The sequence below is a fragment of the Nocardiopsis sp. NPDC007018 genome, from assembly GCF_040635075.1.
Lineage (GTDB): Bacteria > Actinomycetota > Actinomycetes > Streptosporangiales > Streptosporangiaceae > Nocardiopsis.
Genome location: NZ_JBEYHA010000038.1, coordinates 38689 through 54017, shown reverse-complemented (window position 1 = coordinate 54017; position 15329 = coordinate 38689). Strand labels below are relative to the sequence as shown.

Here is a 15329-nt window from a genome sequence, read left to right as displayed (position 1 = left end):
TGGTGGGGGCGTGCGCGGTCTACTGGTTGGGGGCTATCGCACACTTGTGCGAGAGCCCCCTTCCTGTTGTGGTGGGGGTGGGTCAGAAGGTGTGGGCCTCGACCTCGGCGAGCAGGGCCTGGCGGCGTTCCTCGGGCAGGAAGGAGGCGGTGAAGGAGTTGCGGGCCAGGGTGCGCAACTGTTCGTGGTCCAGGCCCAGGTGTTCCTGGAGGCCGCGGTAGTTGTCGTCGACGTAGCCGCCGAAGTAGGAGGGGTCGTCGGAGTTGACGGTGACCAGGAGGCCGGCGTCCATGAGTGCGGTCAGGGGGTGGTCGGCGAGGGTGTCGACGGCGCGCAGGCGGACGTTGGAGAAGGGGCACACGGTCAGGGGGGTCTGGGTGGTGGCCAGGTGGGTGACGAGTGCGGGGTCGTCCAGGCAGCGGATGCCGTGGTCGATGCGTTCGGCGCCCAGGAGGTTCAGGGCCTGCCAGATGTAGTCGGCGGGGCCCTCCTCTCCGGCGTGGGCGACGCGGCGCAGGCCGAGTTCGGCGGCGGCCTGGAAGACCTCGGTGAACTTCTCGGGCGGGTTGCCGACTTCGGCGGAGTCCAGGCCGACGGCCTGGATCTGGTGCAGGTGGGGGCGGGCGGCGTGGAGGGTGTCCATGGCTTCGCTGGCGGGGCGGTCGCGTAGGAAGCACAGGATGAGGCTGGTGGAGATGTCGTGGCGTTGGAGGCTGGTGTCCAGGGCGGAGGTGAGGCCGTTGATGACGGTGGCCAGGGGGACGCCGCGGCTGGTGTGGGCCTGGGGGTCGAAGAAGATCTCGGCGTGGCGGACGCCCTGGGTGGCGGCGCGGGTGAGGTAGGCCTCGGCGAGGTCGTGGAAGTCGGCTTCGGTGCGCAGGACTCCCATGAGCTCGTAGTAGAGGTCGAGGAAGGACTGCAGGTCGGTGAAGGAGTAGGCGTCGCGCAGGGCCTGGACGTCGGCGTGGGGCAGGGTGATGCCGTTGCGGTGGGCGAGGTGGAAGGCGAGTTCGGGCTCCAGGGTGCCTTCGATGTGGAGGTGGAGTTCGGCTTTGGGGATGGCCATGGCAGCCGGGCGCCCTTTCGTTGCGGTGGTGTGGTGAGGGGTGTTGGCCATTGTGGCTGATGGCGGGGGGTGGGTCGGTCTGTTGTGGGTGTGGTGGGGGGCGTTGTGGGCCACATCGGCCGGTGTGGGGGGATGTGTGGGGGGCAGGGGTGCGCTGTCGGGTGTTGCCGAGAGTGGAGGAGTGGGTGCGTGGTGGACGTCGCGGAGCTGCGGCAGGACACCCCGGGGTGTGCGGGGTTGGTGTTCTTGGACAACGCCGGGTCGTCGTTGGTGCCCTCGGTGGTGCACGAGGCGGTGGTGGCGCATCTGGAGTTGGAGGCCCGGGTGGGGGGCTATGAGGCGCAGGAGCGGGCGGCGGGGTTGGTGGAGGAGTCCACGGGGCGGATGGCGGCGCTGATCGGTGCCGACCGGGGTGAGGTGGTGTTCTTCGAGGGGGCGTCGCAGGCGTGGTCGGCGGCGTTGGGCGCGGTGGTGCTGGAGGAGGGTCAGCGGGTGTTGACCACGACCAGTGAGTACGCGAGCAACGGGGTGGGGTTGTTGCGGCTGGCGGCGTTGCGGGGGGTGCGGGTGGAGGTGGTGCCCGATGACGCCGACGGGGTGTTGGACGTGGGGGTGTTGGAGGAGGAGTTGGGGCGTGGGGATGTGGGGTTGGTGGCGGTCAACCACATGCCCACGCACAGCGGGTTGGTGAATCCGGTGGAGGAGGTGGGGGCGCTGTGTCGGCGGTTCGGTGTGGTGTACCTGGTGGACGCCTGCCAGTCGGTGGGCCAGTGGGAGGTGGACGTGGAGCGGATCGGGTGCGACCTGCTGTCGGGGACGGGCCGCAAGTTCCTGCGGGGGCCTCGGGGGACGGGGTTCTTGTATGTGCGGGAGGGGACGCCGTTGGGGGAGCCGCTGGCGGTGAACCACATCGGTGGTCGGTGGAGTGGGCCGGGGGAGTACCGGGTGTTGCCGGGGGCGGCGGGGTTCGAGGCGTTCGAACACGCGGTGGCGGCGCAGGTGGGGTTGGGGGTGGCGGCTGGTTACGCGCTCGATGTGGGGATGGGGTGGGCGCGGTCGCGGATCGGCGGGTTGTCGGGGTGGTTGCGGTCGGAGTTGGGCGGGGTGCCCGGGGTGGTGGTGCATGACCGGGGGCGGGAGTTGTCGGGGATCGTGACGTTCTCGGTGGTGGGGCGTGAGGCGGAGTGGGTGGTGGGGGCGTTGCGGGAGCGGGGTGTGCGCACGAGTGTGACGCGGCCCTTCGACCAGCGGTGGTCGGCTGGTCCGGGGCACGCGGTGGTGCGGGCTTCGGTGCACTACTACAACTCGGAGGAGGAGTTGGAGCGCACGGTGGGGTGGGTGCGCTCTTTGGTGTAGGCCCTGGGTGGGTCGGGTGTGGTGGCGGTGTGGCTGTCGTGGTGGGGTGTGGTGGCCGGGCGGAGGGCCCGGGGGGCGGGGGTTGTGCGGGGACCGGTGGGGGTGGCCGGTCCCCGCTCTGGTGTGTCAGTCCAGGTCGGCGTAGCGGTCGGTGGCGGCGACCACGGTCTGGGCGATGCCGCCGGTGTTGCTGGTGTGGGCGGCGTCGCCGACGATGACGAGTTCGGCGGCGGGCCAGTTCCTGGCGAGGTCGTGGGCGGTGTCGGAGGGGCCGCTGATGTCGAGGCGGCCGTTGACGAGGGTGGCGGGGATGTGGGCGACGCGGTCGGTGTTGTCGAGGAGTTGGCGGGGGGCGAGGAAGCAGTCGTTGGCCCAGTAGTGGGTGACGGCGCGGGCGAAGGTGAGGCGGAAGGCGGGGTCGGCGTAGCGGGGGTTGGGTGTGAAGCCGGGTGCGGTGGCGACGTGGGTGTCCTCCCACTGGCACCAGGCCTGGGCGGCGTCGTGGCGGACGGTGGGGTCGGGGTCGGCCAGGAGGCGGGCGTAGGCGGCGGGCAGGGCTCGGGGGTCGGCGTCGGGTCCGGCGGCGGCGCGGAAGCGTTCCCATTCTTGGGGGAAGACGCGGCGCATGTCGTGGGTGATCCAGGTGATCTCGGCTCGGGTGCCCGCGGTGACGGCGAACAGGACGAGGGAGATGACGTGGTCGGGGTGGGCTTGGGCGTAGGCCAGGCCCAGGCAGGAGCCCCATGAGGCGCCTATGACGTGCCAGCGGGTGATGCCCAGGTGGGTGCGCAGGGCCTCGAAGTCGTCGATGAGGTGGGGGGTGGTGTTGGTGGTCAGGTCGGCGGTGGGGTCGCCGATGTCGGGTGTGCTGGCTCCGGTGCCGCGTTGGTCGAGCAGGATCATGCGGTAGCGGTCGGGGTCGGTGAACGCGGACCAGCTGGTGTGGGAGCCGGAGCCGGGTCCGCCGTGGACGGCGAGGATGGGGGTGCCGTGGGGGTTGCCGCACTCCTGCCAGAAGAGGCGGTGGCCGTCGGGGCGGGTGAGGTGGCCGCTGGTGTGGGGGGTGGTGTGGGTGTACACGGGGCTCCGTTTCGTGGGTGGGTGGGTGGTGAGTGTAGTGGGGGTTGGTGTGGGGCGGGGAATGGCTGCTGGGAGGGTTGGGGGTGGTGGTTGTCCTGGTGTGGAGGGGGTTGCGTGGTGGAGTCGGTGGGTGGCGTGGGCATGACGGGCGAGGAGGGGGTGGGTGTGGTGGACAGTGACCCGTTCTTGGTGTTCTGGGGTGAGCGGCACCTGTGCACGTTGGCGTCGCCGCGTCCGGACGGGAGTCTGCACCAGGTGCCGGTGGGGGTGACCTATGACCCGGAGCGGCACCTGGCGCGGGTGATCTCGTCGGGGTCGAGTTACAAGGTGGTGAACCTGGAGGCGCGGCCGGGGTCGTTGGTGTCGGTGTGTCAGGTGGAGGGGCGCCGGTGGTCGACGTTGGAGGGTCGGGCGTGGGTGCGTCGTGATCCGGAGGCGGTGGCCGAGGCGGTGCGCCGGTACACGGTGCGGTATCGGGAGCCGCGGGTCAATCCGGATCGGGCGGTGATCGAGATCGCGGTGTCGCGGGTGATGGGGAACGTGCGGCCGGAGCGGGAGGGGATCGTCCCCTGAAGGGCCCGGGTTCGGGGTGGGGGGGGCTGGTGTGCGGGTGGGCGCGCCAGCCCCTTCGTCGTGTGCGGGGGTTCAGCGGGTGAGGGCCTTGGCGGCGCGGTCGGCGTCGTCGTCGGTGTTGTAGAGGTGGAAGGCCAGGCGGGTGTGGCCGTCGCGTTCGGTGGCGATGATGCCGGCGTCGTGGAGGGTGGCCAGGGCGCCGGGGTGGTCGACGGTGGTGATGGCGGAGTGGGCGGGTGGTTGGCCCAGGTGGGCGCGGAAGCGGTCGGCCAGGCGGGTGTTGTGGGTGTGGATGTGGTCGATGCCGTGGTCGAGGAGGGTGCGTAGTGCGGGTGCGGCGGCGGTGGCGGCGAGCCAGTTGGGGGAGAGGTCGAAGGCGCGGGCGGTGGGTGAGGGGGTGAAGTGGTCGCGGTAGAAGGCGGTGGCGGGGTGGGCGTCGGCCATGGGTCCGGCGTTGGTGGGGCGTAGGCGGGTGCGTAGGTGGGGGGAGAGGTAGGCGAGGGCGAGGCCGCGGGGTGCCATGAGCCATTTGTAGGCGGAGCAGACCAGGGCGTCGAAGCGGGTGGCGTCCAGGGGGAGCCATCCGGCGGCTTGGGTGGCGTCGGCCAGGACGAGGGTGTGGTGGGTGCGGGCGGCGGTGAGGATGTCGTCGGTGGGGGCCAGGGTGCCGTTGTTGGATTGGACGGGGCTGTAGGCGACGAGGTGGGTGGTGGGGGTGATGTGGTCGGCCAGGGCGTGCAGGGGTGCGGTGTGCACGGTGATGCCGCGGTCGGCGTGGGCGTGGAAGGGGAAGGTGGTGGAGGTGAACTCGCCTTGGGGGAGGAGGACGTGGGCGCCGTCGGGGAGTGAGGCGGCGATGGTGCCGACGAGTTGGGCGGTGCTGGCGCCCAGGGTGATGTCGTCGGTGGGGGCGTGGAGGAGTTCGGCGAAGTGGGTGCGGGTGGTTTCGGTGGCCTGGTTCCAGTGGTGGGGGTCGCCGGTGGCGGTGTGCCAGTCGTGGGTGGCTTGGGTGAGGGCGTGGTGGGCGGTGGTGGGTGGGATGCCGTATTGGGCGGTGTTGAGCCAGGTGGTGTCGGTGTTCCAGAGGCGGTTCATGGGTGGAGGGTAGGTGATGGTGGGTGGTTGTGCGTGGTGTGGGCGGTTTCCACCTGATGTTTTGCTGTTCTGGCAAGCATTGTTGTCGGTGTGGGGGGTGGGGGTGAGGATGGGGGCGAGAGCGAAGGAGAACGGTGATGGACACTTCCGTACGTGAGTTCGATGTCGTGGTGGTCGGCGGGGGCGTCGCCGGGCTGGCGGGGGCGCTGACCCTGGCCCGGGCGCGTCGGTCGGTGCTGGTGGTCGACGAGGGTCGGCCCCGCAACGCCCCGGCCCGGGGGGTGCACGGGCTGCTGGGGTCGGAGGGTGTCTCCCCCGCCGAGCTGCTCGAGCGTGGGCGAGCCGAGGTGGCCTCCTACGGTGGCCGGGTCCTGCGGGGGCGGGTGGAGTCGGTGGAACGCGGTGGTTCGGGGTTCACGGTGGTGTGCGCGGACGGCACCGTGGTGGGCGCGCGGCGGCTGCTGGTGACCACCGGTGTGGTGGACGAGCTCCCCGACATCCCGGGGGTGGCCGAGCACTGGGGGTCGGGGGTGCTGCACTGCCCGTACTGCCACGGGTGGGAGGTGCGCGACCAGCCGGTGGCGGTGGTGGCCGACGGGCCGGTGGCCGTGCACGCCGGTCTGCTGTGGCGGCAGTGGACCGACCGGGTGACGGTGTTCGCCGACCCGGGGCGGGGCCTGGGGGAGCAGGGCCGCGAGAAGCTGGCGGCGCGCGGGGTCACCGTGGTCGCCGAACCGGTGGCGGCGGTGGAGGCCGACGACGACGGGGTGAGCGGGGTGCGCACCGCGGACGGCGTGGTCCGGGCGGTGCGCGCGGTGGTGGTGCCGACCTTCACCCGCTCGCGGTCCGGGCTGCTGGCCGACCTCGGGGTACCGGTGCGTGACCTGCGCATGGGGGAGTTGGTGATGGGCACCCACGTGGAGGCCGACGCCATCGGGGCCACTCCGGTGCCCGGGGTGTGGGCCGCGGGCAACGTCGTGGTGCCCCACGAACAGGTGGTCAACGCGGCCGCGGCGGGTAACCGGGCGGGGGCGGCGATCAACGCCGACCTGGTCATGGAGGAGGCGGGCGCGGCGTTGGAGCGGGCGCTGTAGCGACCGGCGCGGCGGTGGGGCCGCCCCGGCGCCGTGCGGGTGGTCCGTGCGACGACCGCGGTGGGGCGGCGCCCAAGGGAACCGGCTCCGGCGGCGGGGCGCGGGCGGGGCGCCGGTCCCGTGACCTCGAACGGGTGTGCGGGAAGGGGCGGGGCGCCCGGCCGCCCGCACGCGGCACCGGGCGCCCCCTCGGGAAGGGCCTTGGGTGGTCAGGGCGAGGTGGTCACACGCTTGCCCTGGTCGTCCTTGACGATGGTGAAGGAGTCCACGACCCGGCCGTCGGCGGTACGGGCCACGTAGTCCAGGGTGGTGCCGTCCACCTCCACGGCCTGGTAGGTCTGGGTGTCGGTGACCTGGAGCCGGGCCTCGGCGCCGTGGTCGGTCCAGTTGCGGTCGCGGGCGTCGTACATCTTGGGGCCGGTGACCGAGACCGCGTACACGGGGCCGGTGTGGGTGTCGGGGTCCTGGGTGCGGTTGGCCAGGAGGTTGCCGCGGCTGTAGGAGTGGTCGTGTCCCTGGAGGACCAGGTCGACGTCGTGCTCTTCCAGTGTGTCGAGCCAGGCCTGGCGCAGGGGGCCGTTGTCGCGGCCGGGGCTGTTGGAGAAGACCGGGTGGTGGAAGGTGACCACCGTCCACTCCTGGGGGTTGTCCTCCAGGACCCCCTCCAGCCACTCCTGTTGGGCGTCCAGCCACGGGCCGGGGCGTGAGGAGGCGGCGTTGCGGTAGTTGGAGTTCAGGACCACGAACCGTACGCCCTGGTAGTCGGTGTAGTAGACGGTCTTGTTGAGGTCCGCGCCCTGGGCGGGGCCGTTGCCCGCGCCGGGGAACTGTAGCGCCCAGTGGTCGCTGAGATCGCTGCCGGAGTACTCGTGGTTGCCGGGGGCGGCCAGGTGGTTGATGCCGCCGGTGGTCTGGGAGCCGAAGGCGTCGTACCACTGCCCCCACTGGGAGTCGCTGTTGGCGTGGTCGATGAGGTCGCCGGCGTGCACGGCGAGCTCGGCGTCGGGTTCGGCGGCCAGGGCGGCGCGCACGACCGGTGCGGCACCGGAGGGGATGTCGTTCTGGATGTCGCCGAAGTACAGGAAGGTGAAGGGTTCGGCGCCCGAGGCTGCGGTGGTGAAGGTGTGCCAGTCGCTGACGGTCCGTTCGGCGTCGCCCACCCGGTAACGGTAGTCGGTGTCGGGGGTCAGGCCGTGGGCGGTGGCGGCGTAGTGGGTGCCGCCCGCGTCGCCGCTGACCCGGCCCGCCACCCGGGTGACCTGGTCGGGGTCGGAGGCGGGGGCGATCTCCAGGACGGCGGTGTCGCCGTGGGCGGCGCGCCAGGTCACCGTCTGGGAGGCGGAGGGGTCGGCGGTGGGCGAGAGCGTGAGCCGTTCGGGTGAGTCCTGGGCGGCGGCGGTGGTGGGTAGCGCCACGGCGGGGGCCAGTGCCACGGCCCCGGCGCCCAGCGCCGCCAGGGTGCGCAGGGCCAGGGCGTGCCGGATGGGCCGGGGGCGGGGGGTCGCGCTCATGCGGGGTTCGCTTTCGTGCCGGGGGCGGGACGGTGGCGACGGTAACCGACGGTGTGTAATAGAGCGTGAACCCTGGGTGTCGGCCGGTGTTCGCCTGGGGTGACACCCGTGGAGCGCGGGACTCCGCCGAGCGGGGATGGATACGCGGGTCCGCGCGAAGCGGTGGCCTCCGTGGGTGGCGAAGTCGATCACATCGGCAGCTCGATCGAGGGCTTGTCATGCTACGACAGTCGTAGTACGTTCGAGGTAGTAAAAGGCCAAGGGTGAAGGGGAGCGTTCGTGATCAGCGCCGACGCCATCCGTGGCTATGTCGACCTCATGGTGCTCTCACTGCTGCGCCACGGTCCGTCCTACGCCTACAAGCTCGCGCAGCGCATCACCGCGATCAGTGGCGGCAACTACGCCATCAAGCAGACCACGCTGTACTCAGCGGTGAAGCGGCTCGAATCCAGCGGTCACGTCAGCTCGTTCGCCGACATCGCGCCGTCCGGCAAAGCCCGCACGTACTACCGCATCACGGGCATGGGCCTAGCCCACCTCGACGCGAAGATCGAGGAGTGGCACAGCACGAAGTCCGTCGTCGACAAGTTCATCGACATAACCAGCGAAGGAGACGCTCCGTGAACGTCGTCACCTCCTATCTGGACACGATGTTCAGCGCCTACCCGCAGACCTCGCGCCTGCTCGAGGCCAGGGCCGAGTTGCAGGGCATGATGGAAGACGCCTACGCGACCCTCATCGCCGAGGGCCACACCGAGAACGAGGCGGTCGGGCGCGTGATCCGCGACTTCGGCAGCCTCGAAGAGGTCGCACCGGTTCTCGGCATCACCACTGACCTCGCTTCGGCGCCGACCGCGACGTCTGCGTCCGCCGCCGCTGACGCGGGTGCGGGTGCGGCCCCCGCTCTCTTTCGGCACCCGCCCGTGACCCTCGCGGAAGCCCAGGACTACGCGGAAGCACGGCGCCGTACCCGCTTCCATACCAGTGCGGCGGTCGTGCTCTTCGTGCTCTCACCCGCGGCATTGATCACGCTTCCGGTGGCCACCGCGTCCGGCGTGCTCACCGTCGGCAACTCCGTCGGAATCTTCGTCGGGATTGTGATTCTGCTCGTGTTGGTCGCCATCGGAGTGACCCTGCTGATCACGGCCTCTCGAGAGACAGCACCCCACAGGCGCATTGCGGAGGATCGCTTCTCCGTCAATCCGGAAGTCACCCGCTGGGCCGAGGCGCTGGCCCGACGGAACAGCCGCGGGCGGACCCGCTCCCTTCGAGTCGCGATCGCACTCTGGATTCTGGGGCCCCTGCCACTCGTCGCCGCCGCGCTCTTCACGGACAGTTCACCCCAGGGTGACAGCTGGACCATGGTCGGTGTCGTGGTCGTACTCGCCATCGTCGCGGCCGGACTCGGGGTACTGCTGCCCCAGACCTGGGCGCACACCGCCGCTGGACAACTCACCCGTGGCAGCGGAGCGGAGCGCAGCGCCGTCGGCGTGATCGCGGTGTTCTACTGGCCGCTCCTCGCCGCGATCTACCTCGCCTGGAGCCTCGTCGGCGAGGCCTGGGGCGACTCCTGGGTTGTGTGGCCCATCGGAGCGGTGCTCTTCGCCGGGATCGCAGCGGGCAGCCATGCGACCGAAAGGTATCGCCGGGCACGTTGACGCTCCCTCTGACGCACGACCGATGGTGTGGCGGCGGCCTGGACACGCCTCGTTACGGTGAGGCCCTCCGAGAGCGAGCACCCACTCGAGAACGCGGCGACCGCCGCTCCGGAACACAGCGATCCAACGACGACAGGAAGGTCACGGGAAATGGCACAGCCCCTTGAGCGTATCCAGGACACCTTGCGTAACCGGTGCAGCTCCGAGGAGCGGGAGAAGATCGTGCGACGTCTGCCGCCCGACAGCGGCCTGGACGCGATCGGTGTCCGGATGAAGGAGGTGTTCGACACCGCCAAGCGGTGGGCGGACATCGACCTTCCCCAGCTCCCCGGCCTGTTGACCAGTCCGTGGTACGAAGTGCGTATGGTCGGCGTCGCGATCCTCGACTTCAAGGCGCGGCGCCGTGGTCTTGACGAGGATGGACGGCGTGAGCTCTACGAGACCTACATGAACCATCACGGATACATCAGTGTCTGGGATCTTGTCGACCGCTCAGCCCCCCGCGTCGTCGGCTGGTACCTGCTCGACAAGTCACGTCAACCGCTGTTCGACCTCGCTCGGTCCGATGTGGCGATCGAGCGGCGGACCGCGATCACCGCCTCCTTCTGGCTCATCCGGCAGGGTGACCTGGATGACCCGCTCGCCCTGGCCGAGCTGCTCCTCGAAGATCCCAGTGCACTCGTCGCGAAACCAGTCGGCACCGCTCTGCGCGAGGTCGGCAAGATCGACCAGCGACGTCTGCTCGATTTCCTCGCCGAGCACCGCCACCGGATGAGCCGCCCGACCCTGCGCCTGGCGACGTACCTGCTTCCAAGCGACATCGAGCGCTCCCTTCGAGAGTAGGCGCAGCCCCAGCCCAGTACCGGTACGGGCTCGTGCACCAGCTCCGCCCATGGCCGAGGCGCTGATCATCGGCGGCGGCCGAGCTCTGTCAGCCGAGGCCCCGTGACCTGTGACCGATGGTCGCGGGCGTCTTCTCCAGCGTGCCCCGTAAGACGCTCTGTCCGGTCGGTCGGTGAAAGCCACGGAAAGCACCAGATCACCGGGGCAACGGCTCCTACCAGCCCCCACCGATCCTCTGGGACCGGCGAACCGACGTCAGCACAGCAGGGACGAGCGGGGTGGGTCCGCGCCAAGCGATCCACCGGCTGGTGTCGTCCGGTGTTCGCCTGGGGTGGCCTCCGTGGAGCGCGGGTCTGGCATAGCGTTCGACCATCCGTCCCCTCGCCAAGGAGTTCTCATGGGTCCCACGCGCGCACGTGTACCGTCCCACGCCCTCACCCGACTGGCCCGGCGCGTCCTGGGTTCGCGTGTGGTGGGGGTGGAGCGGCTGCGCGGCGGCACCAAGAAGGGCGTGTACCGGCTGGTGGCCGCCGACTCCTCCACCCTGGTCGCCTACGTGTGGAGCACCGCGGAGAACTACTGGCCCACCGGCCCCGGACCCGAGCAGGGGCCCCTGGACCACGCCGACGGCGCCGACCTGTTCGAGGCGGCCACCCGGGAACTGGGATCGGTGGGAGTGCGCACCCCGCGCGTGTACTGGGCGGGCTACGGTCTGGCCGGCCTGGGGGACGTGGCCCTGGTGGAGGACGTGCGCGGCCCCACCCTGGAGGAGCACATGCGCCACGGCTCCTCCGCCCTCGTCGAAGGGGTACTGGACCGGTTGTGTGAGGCGTTGACGGCGATGGGCACCCGGCGGGAGCCGGGGGTGGGCAAGGTGGGGCGGCCGCTGGACCGGGAGCGTTCGTGCGCGCGGGTGGTGCTGGACCGGGCACAGGAGGACCTGGCGGAGGGGGCGCGGCGCCGGTCGGAGCTGGCGGGGGTCGCCTCCCGGGTAGAGGTGCGGCTGGACGCGCTGTTCGAAGCGGTGGGGCCCCGGTTCGAACACGGTCTGGTCCACGGTGAACTGGGGCCCGACCACGTCCTGGTGGACGCTGGGGGCGAACCGGTGCTGATCGACGTGGAGGGGCTGATGTTCTTCGACGCCGAGTGGGAGCACGTGTTCCTGCGGCTGCGGTTCGGCGACCGGTACCCGCTCCTGGAGCGGCCCGGTCTGGACCCGGCCCGCCTGGAGCTTTACGCGTGGGCCCAGCACCTGTCGTTGGTGGCCGGGCCGTTGCGGCTGCTGGACGGGGACTTCCCCGAACGCGAGGTGATGGAGCGGATCGTCGAGCACCACCTGGGTCGGGTGCTCGCCCTCGCCCGGGGGTGAGGGCGAGCACCGTCAGACCGGTCAGCGGCGTTGGCCGATGACCACACAGGTGTCGGTGTCGTCGCAGGTCACCGAGGCGGCCAGGAGTCCCCCCGCCGTCAGAGAGGCAATGGCGTCGGTCCGCTGACCCGGGTTGGCCTGGATCAGCAGGTGCCCACGAGGCGCCAACCAGGCGCGGGCGCGGGCACAGACGCGGCGCACCACGTCGAGTCCGTCGAGGCCGCCGTCCAGGGAACGGCGGGGTTCGTGGTCGCGCACCTCGGTGGGCAGGAGGGCGATCCGCTCCGTGGGCACATAGGGGGCGTTGACGACCACCACGTCAACGCGGCCGCGCAGGGCGGCCGGTAGCGGGGAGAAAAGGTCACCGTGGTGGGCCCGTCCGCCCAGGGCCCCGGGGCGTGTGCGGGCCAGGGCCTCGGTCGCGAGGAACTCGGTTCGGGGGCGGGGGACGAACACACCGGGCTCGACGCGTAGGCGCAGGTCGTGGAGGCGTGCCCAGCCGAGGACGTGTTCGAGCGGCGTTCCGGAGCTGCGCCGCTCGGCCATGCGAGCGCGTTCTCGGGGGGTGCGCGCGGTGGCGGTGATCAATGCCGCCTCCTCTTCGGCGAACACGCATCCGGCCTTGCGCAGCTGGGCGACGAGGGAGTTGGAGGGCGGGCAGGGGAGGTGTGACAAGGGGGCCTTTCGGGGTGTCTTTGGACACCCCGGGGGGCTACACCTCGGTGGCGTGCGGAGTGCGGGGTGCCCGTCCTGCTGTCGCGTTGATCGGTCCCACCTCCTCGGTCGTGGTGTGCGTACCCAATGTAGTCCGCCACGGGCGGTCGGAGCCACTGTTGGCGCCTGCCGGGCGGGGCCTGTTCGAGGGTCTCGGGAGAGTAATCGCGTGGCGGGCGCGGGGTGGAGCGCGTATCGTGCTCCGCATGCGTTCCTGAGTGGTCGGTCCCCGCGTGCGTGGCGTGATGCCCCGTGGGGTGAACGCCTACCCTGGTCGGGACGCCGTGTTTCGCTCTCTCTTTCTCCTCCTCTCCTGTTCCGCCGTGCCGCGCGGTCCTCCGCGTCGGCGCGTTCGTGTATCCGGTTCGCAGTGGACGACGTTGAGGAGAGACGATGATCGACACCGGTCTGGCGGGACGGACCGTCCTGGTGACGGGCGGTTCGGGAAACATCGGCGGGGCGATCGGCCGCGCCTTCGCCGCGCAGGGCGCCCGGGTGGCGGTGCACTACCTGGACCAGGACCCGCCCGCTCCGGAGGGAACCGCGTGGGCGCACGTGACACCCGGTCGCGAGGCGGCGCAGCGGTGGGCGGACGAGCTCGGCAACGGCGCGTTCGCGGTGGGCGCCGACCTGTCCGATCCCGAGGCGCTCCCGTGGTTGGTGGGTGAGGTCGTGGGGCGGGCCGGGGCGATCCACGTACTGGTGAACAACGCCGCGCACTGCGAGACCCCCGACACCGTGGAGACGTTGACGCACGCCTCGCTGGAGCGCCACTACCGGGTGAACGCCGTGACCCCGGCGGTGCTGACCAGTGAGGTGGTGGCGCGGCGTCGCGGTGGCGAGCCGCTGTGCGTGGTCAACGTCAGCACGGACGCGGCCCGGGCCTTTCCCGGCCAGACCGGTTACGGGACGTCCAAGGCGGCGTTGGAGGCGTTGACCCGGTCGATGGCGTTGGATCTGGCGCCCGGTGGTGTGCGGGTGAACGCTGTGGCGCCCGGGCCGGTGCAGACGGGGTGGATGGACGCGGATCTGGTGGAGCGTGTGGCGCGGGTCGTGCCGATGGGGCGGGTGGGCACCCCCGACGACATCGCCGACGCGGTGGTTTTCCTCGCCTCCGACCAGGCGCGTTGGGTGACGGGGCAGGTCGTGCAGGTCGCGGGTGGGCACGCCCTGTGAGGCTGGCGGCGGGGTTCGTGCGGTGGTGTGACGGCGGGGCCCCCGCTGTGACGGTCGTTCGCTGACGGGCGGGGGCAGGTCGCTCAGAGCGGAGTCGTGGCCAACGGTTCGCTCGCCGCGGTGTCGGGTCCGCCAACCCGCCGGCACCCTGGCCCGACCTCGCGCCCGGGCCGCTTCACGGGTAGTGCGGTGGGCATGAACCGGGCTCGTCAACAGAGAAGCCTGGCGACTCCGGGGGTTGACAACGCCTGCCCATGGAATCTACTTTCCTTTTAGAAAGTTATTGGCGAACGGACAGGAGATGATCATGGACGCCGACCCCACACCCCCGCTCGACCAGGCCGCCGAGGCCCGCCGCAGGCTCGCCGCCCACACCGCGCCGCCCGCCTCCTTCTGGGCCCTCCAAGCGGTCGGCTGCACACTGGTCGCGGGCCTGCCGATCTGGATGTCCCTGCTCGCACTCGACGGCCGCCACCTCCAGTGGGTCCTGGTCGCGGTGGCCGTGGCCGCGGCCGCACTGAGCTGGGTCCGACGGCGGCGTACCGGCGTCACCCTGCCCCGTTGGGCCAGCTCCTACCCCAGCGCCCGGCGCCCGCGCGTGGTGGTCCTGATCGTCACGGTCCTCGGACTGATCGCCATCCACACCCTGGTCGGACAGGGACAGGTGGGGCTGGCACTGGCCGTGTTGGGGCCCGTGGCTTTGGCCTCACTGTGCGGCTACCTGTGGGTACACGCGGCCATGCGCCGTGACATCGAGTCCGGCCGGGTACGGGCGTGAGCGCCCAACGCCACCCGGAACTGGAGACCGGACCCCGCCTGGCGATGTGCGCGCTCCTCCAGGGCGCCAAGTGGATCGACTTCGCCACCGTGCGCGACCTCATCGGCATCAGCGACCCGATGGTCTCCAAACACAGCCGCACCCTGGAGGCCGCCGGATACCTGGAGGTCCGCAAGGGGGCCGTCGGGCGCCGCCCCAAGACCTGGTTCCGCCTGACCCCGCAGGGCCGCACGGCCCTGGCCAGCCACCTGGCCTGGTTGAACGAGCTGGGGTCGACCACCACCGACGACCAGGGCCCCTGACCCCCGGCACCCGCCCCCGACCGCCCTCGCCCGGACAGGCGGGGGCGCCCCGTCGGCACCGCTCCACGCGAACTCGGGCGCACACCAGGACGTCCCAGGGCCGCGCCGACTCGCTCGGCGCACACGATCGACCGGTTCAGTCCCGCACACGGAACGACCGCACGAAGTGCGTCACCACACGCTGGGCGCCGCGGGCGGCCAGGTCGCGGTCGGGCTCGCCGTCCACGGCCGCCGTGACGGCGACCCTGAGCAGCCGCAGGTCCCCGGCGCCCACATCGGCCGCGACGCTCCCGCTCTCCCGGGCGCGGACCAGGAGGCGATGGAGTTCCTCGTGCACGCGCGCGTCCAGGGCCCGGGCCCGCTCGGGGAAACGCGCGCGGTGATCCGGGGAGCACGCGCGCGTGGCGACCGTCTCGGCGGCGACGACTCGGAGAGCGCGTTCCAACGCCAGATCGGCCGGGGCGGACCGGGCCAGCTCCTCGAAACGCTCCACCAGCTCCCGCTCCGCCTGCTCGGCCAGGTCCGCCACGAGTGCGTCGCGGGTGGGGAAGCGGCGGTGGACGGTCGCGTTCGAGACCCCCGCGCTGCGGGCCACGGCCTGTGTGGTCGCCTCCAGGCCCCGGTCACGGAAGACCGACCGGGCGGCCCTGAGCACACGGAGCCGGTTGCGTCGGGCGTCCTGCCGCAACTGCGGGTCCTGGACCATCTGTCGTC

Annotated in this window: 16 protein-coding genes; 10 read left to right on the top strand and 6 right to left on the bottom strand. The window is 71.4% G+C overall.

Annotated elements, in window-relative coordinates; genetic code table 11:
* Positions 1-82 precede the first annotated feature (82 nt).
* On the bottom strand, positions 83-1066 hold the full coding sequence (locus tag ABZ635_RS19575) for an adenosine deaminase (protein ID WP_357766988.1): 984 nt from the start codon (positions 1064-1066) through the stop codon (positions 83-85).
* A 192-nt stretch (positions 1067-1258) separates the two neighbouring features.
* Here ABZ635_RS19575 and ABZ635_RS19570 point away from each other — a divergent pair, with 192 nt between their 5' ends.
* The gene (locus ABZ635_RS19570; protein WP_357766996.1) at positions 1259-2422 is read left to right on the top strand and encodes an aminotransferase class V-fold PLP-dependent enzyme; all 1164 of its coding nucleotides are present in this window, start codon (positions 1259-1261) and stop codon (positions 2420-2422) included.
* A 126-nt stretch (positions 2423-2548) separates the two neighbouring features.
* On the opposite strand, the gene pip is transcribed toward ABZ635_RS19570, so the two are convergent.
* On the bottom strand, positions 2549-3502 hold the full coding sequence (gene pip / locus ABZ635_RS19565; protein WP_357766985.1) for a prolyl aminopeptidase: 954 nt from the start codon (positions 3500-3502) through the stop codon (positions 2549-2551).
* A gap of 141 nt (positions 3503-3643) precedes the next feature.
* Between pip and ABZ635_RS19560 the strand changes: the two genes are divergently transcribed.
* Positions 3644-4075 carry a pyridoxamine 5'-phosphate oxidase family protein gene (locus tag ABZ635_RS19560; protein ID WP_357766993.1) on the top strand — a complete coding sequence of 144 codons (432 nt, stop codon included), beginning with the start codon at positions 3644-3646 and terminating at the stop codon, positions 4073-4075.
* Between the two features lie 72 nt (positions 4076-4147).
* On the opposite strand, the gene ABZ635_RS19555 is transcribed toward ABZ635_RS19560, so the two are convergent.
* Positions 4148-5170: an aminotransferase class V-fold PLP-dependent enzyme gene (locus ABZ635_RS19555; protein ID WP_357766982.1), complete on the bottom strand. Its 1023-nt coding sequence runs from the start codon at positions 5168-5170 to the stop codon at positions 4148-4150.
* Positions 5171-5307: 137 nt separating this feature from the next.
* Here ABZ635_RS19555 and ABZ635_RS19550 point away from each other — a divergent pair, with 137 nt between their 5' ends.
* Complete coding sequence (locus ABZ635_RS19550) at positions 5308-6264, top strand: NAD(P)/FAD-dependent oxidoreductase (RefSeq protein WP_357766979.1); 957 nt, start codon at positions 5308-5310, stop codon at positions 6262-6264.
* 209 nt (positions 6265-6473) lie between these two features.
* On the opposite strand, the gene ABZ635_RS19545 is transcribed toward ABZ635_RS19550, so the two are convergent.
* A complete protein-coding gene (locus ABZ635_RS19545; RefSeq protein ID WP_357766977.1) occupies positions 6474-7775 on the bottom strand; it encodes a metallophosphoesterase family protein in 1302 nt (433 codons plus the stop codon).
* A gap of 279 nt (positions 7776-8054) precedes the next feature.
* Here ABZ635_RS19545 and ABZ635_RS19540 point away from each other — a divergent pair, with 279 nt between their 5' ends.
* From ABZ635_RS19540 to ABZ635_RS19525, 4 genes are all read left to right on the top strand, one after another.
* Positions 8055-8399 (top strand): PadR family transcriptional regulator, encoded by a 345-nt coding sequence (locus ABZ635_RS19540; protein WP_357766974.1) that lies wholly within the window; start codon positions 8055-8057, stop codon positions 8397-8399.
* Positions 8396-9433, top strand: a complete 1038-nt coding sequence (locus ABZ635_RS19535; protein WP_357766971.1) for a permease prefix domain 1-containing protein — start codon at positions 8396-8398, stop codon at positions 9431-9433. The genes ABZ635_RS19540 and ABZ635_RS19535 overlap by 4 nt, the downstream gene beginning before the upstream one ends.
* 150 nt (positions 9434-9583) lie before the next feature.
* The gene (locus ABZ635_RS19530) at positions 9584-10276 is read left to right on the top strand and encodes a DNA alkylation repair protein (RefSeq protein WP_357766968.1); all 693 of its coding nucleotides are present in this window, start codon (positions 9584-9586) and stop codon (positions 10274-10276) included.
* Between the two features lie 397 nt (positions 10277-10673).
* Entirely contained in the window at positions 10674-11645 is a 972-nt protein-coding gene (locus ABZ635_RS19525) for a phosphotransferase (protein ID WP_357766965.1), read from the top strand.
* A 21-nt stretch (positions 11646-11666) separates the two neighbouring features.
* Here the strand turns inward: ABZ635_RS19525 and ABZ635_RS19520 are convergent, their stop codons facing one another.
* A complete protein-coding gene (locus ABZ635_RS19520) occupies positions 11667-12320 on the bottom strand; it encodes a putative protein N(5)-glutamine methyltransferase (protein ID WP_357766962.1) in 654 nt (217 codons plus the stop codon).
* Between the two features lie 432 nt (positions 12321-12752).
* Between ABZ635_RS19520 and ABZ635_RS19515 the strand changes: the two genes are divergently transcribed.
* The 3 genes from ABZ635_RS19515 to ABZ635_RS19505 all read left to right on the top strand — a co-directional run bounded on the left by ABZ635_RS19515 (position 12753) and on the right by ABZ635_RS19505 (position 14615).
* Entirely contained in the window at positions 12753-13535 is a 783-nt protein-coding gene (locus ABZ635_RS19515; protein WP_357766959.1) for an SDR family oxidoreductase, read from the top strand.
* 283 nt (positions 13536-13818) lie between these two features.
* On the top strand, positions 13819-14313 hold the full coding sequence (locus ABZ635_RS19510; RefSeq protein ID WP_357766957.1) for a hypothetical protein: 495 nt from the start codon (positions 13819-13821) through the stop codon (positions 14311-14313).
* Positions 14310-14615 (top strand): transcriptional regulator, encoded by a 306-nt coding sequence (locus tag ABZ635_RS19505; RefSeq protein ID WP_357766955.1) that lies wholly within the window; start codon positions 14310-14312, stop codon positions 14613-14615. Before ABZ635_RS19510 ends, ABZ635_RS19505 begins: the two co-directional genes overlap by 4 nt.
* A gap of 136 nt (positions 14616-14751) precedes the next feature.
* Here ABZ635_RS19505 and ABZ635_RS19500 read toward each other — a convergent pair whose 3' ends face one another.
* Positions 14752-15321 (bottom strand): helix-turn-helix domain-containing protein, encoded by a 570-nt coding sequence (locus tag ABZ635_RS19500; protein ID WP_357766952.1) that lies wholly within the window; start codon positions 15319-15321, stop codon positions 14752-14754.
* Positions 15322-15329 lie beyond the last annotated feature (8 nt).